Consider the following 1974-nt stretch of genomic DNA (forward strand, 5'->3'; position numbering starts at 1 on the left):
CCGAGAATAAAAAACTTAACTTTGGCAAGTATTGCCGATTTTTGCCATTTTTTGGAACCTTTTCGCCGGTAATGATGACAAGGTAAAAGGAGCTTCTAGAGAACAGATTATCCCAAAATAACAAAATCGAGATTATCATCTAATTGGTATAGATTATGACTGGAATTATGAGTCAACTCAGTCCCCTACAAGCCGAACAAATCAAGGAAATCGGGACTTATTTACGTCAAAAACGGGAAGAAAGCGGCCTGAGCATGGACGATATCGCCGCCCTGACGATGATTAGAGTACCAATGCTAGAAGCGTTGGAAACGGGGAATTGGGAGAAATTACCAGAATTAATTTATGTCAAGGGATTTATCAAACGCTACGGTGATGCTCTAAAAATTGATGGTAAAGCTTTAGCCGATCGCTTGTCTCCTAGTGCGGAACAATTAGCTCAAGAGGTAACTATCCCGAAAACACTGCCCACAAAAGTTACCCCTCTCCCCAAGGCTGAACCCGCTGCCCCAAAAGTGGAACCGGTGAAAGCAGAAAAACCAGCCCCGGAAACTGGCCCTCAACCGGCTAAATCAACCTTTTTCGGGATGTATCTCTGGCTAGGCTTGCTGGCGGGCATATTTTGTGGTATTGGCTATCTTTTCCTCCGTCCCCCTCTCTCTAACCCCCCTGCCGTTACTCCCTCTCCTTCCCCCGTGGTTTCCCCCGCGCCGGTAGTCCCTCCCGCACCGATAGCCTCTCCTTCCCCTTCTCCTCAGTCAAAAGTTCCCCTCTCAGCCGAAGTAACTATTGAACAGGCCGCTTGGGTAAGGGTAATTGCCGATGGCCAAAAAGTCCATGAAGGCAATCTCCAACCCGGGACTAAACAAACTTGGACAGCCCAAAAGAGTTTAAATATTCGATCGGGCAATGCTGGCGGTGTTAAAATCTCTCTTAACCAAAAACCTGCCCAATTAATGGGTAAAGCTGGCCAAATTGGCGAAATCACCCTAACTGCACCCCCTCAGTAGGATTGGGTGTGGGGTGTGGGAAGATGGGGTGATGGGGTGATGGGGTGTTGGGAAGAATAAAAAAAATAATCTCCTGACTCCCGACTCCTGATCACTGATCAGGCTGCATCATCCCAGATGGGGGTAAGGGTCTGATAATCGTAGCGGGAAGCGTTAGGATGACAGCTGACACAGGTGGTATGACCGAGAGGAGTGGGTAAATTGACCCTAGGGTGCAAAACCTTTACATAGCTGGACTGTTCAATTAGGAGGGGAACAAAAGTAGTCTGGGTAAGAGGGCGGGAAGAATAACTGAGATAATCCCAGATAAGACGCTGAGTAATGCCAACAATTGGTTTTAAACGGATACCATAGTGAGAATTAGGATTTTCTAGGATTTTTTTCCAAGTTTGACTGGGTAGGATACTGGGGGGAATGGCAATATGGCAAGTGGCACAATTTTCTAGATAGGTTTGCTGTCCAATTTGATAACGATTCAGCAATGTATCCGAGGAAGGCGATTGGGCGATCGCTGGTTGTTGAAGTAGCGAAGCCAGTAGAATACCCCCTAGAATACTGAGGAGAAAGAGGATCAGAAAAAAAATCGATTTCACTTGACCGCTGGAAGGCATGACTGGGATGACGAGTAATTGAACACAATTTTGACACTCTCGCCATCACAATGCCAAGCTGTGTGATGGGAGATTCTTGCTTCACAGAAACCTGCTTTTTGAGACGAATCCCAACGAGTCTTACAGTCTCTCCACAAGCTTAAACTCCTGACTGCCCATCAGTATTTGGGTTCTTCTGGTTTATCGAAAATTTGGGTTAAAACCCCGTCGTTTTACGACGGCTTTTCCTGATTTTTGATGTAGCACTTAAGAACTTCCAGTGGCGCACCTCTCAGTTATCAGTTATCAGTTATCAGTTATCAGTGGGTAAGTTATCAGTTATCAGATGTGAGTTTTTAAGTGTGCAGTATTAA

Annotated in this window: 2 protein-coding genes; one reads left to right on the top strand and one right to left on the bottom strand. The window is 45.8% G+C overall.

The annotated features are described in order from the left end of the window. Positions 1–155 precede the first annotated feature (155 nt). Positions 156–1010, top strand: a complete 855-nt coding sequence (locus PX636_RS18955; RefSeq protein WP_288118298.1) for a helix-turn-helix domain-containing protein — start codon at positions 156–158, stop codon at positions 1008–1010. Between the two features lie 98 nt (positions 1011–1108). On the opposite strand, the gene PX636_RS18960 is transcribed toward PX636_RS18955, so the two are convergent. Then, positions 1109–1621: a hypothetical protein gene (locus PX636_RS18960; protein ID WP_002798477.1), complete on the bottom strand. Its 513-nt coding sequence runs from the start codon at positions 1619–1621 to the stop codon at positions 1109–1111. Positions 1622–1974 lie beyond the last annotated feature (353 nt).

Origin of the sequence: Microcystis sp. M53598_WE2 (genome assembly GCF_030067735.1) — a bacterium.
Classification (GTDB): Bacteria; Cyanobacteriota; Cyanobacteriia; order Cyanobacteriales; family Microcystaceae; genus Microcystis; species Microcystis aeruginosa.

Excerpts from the sequence above, each read along its gene's own strand:
- PX636_RS18960 (WP_002798477.1), bottom strand. The coding sequence starts at position 1,621 with ATGCCTTCCAGCGGTCAAGTGAAATCGATTTTTTTTCTGATCCTCTTT.
- PX636_RS18955 (WP_288118298.1), top strand. The coding sequence starts at position 156 with ATGACTGGAATTATGAGTCAACTCAGTCCCCTACAAGCCGAACAAATC.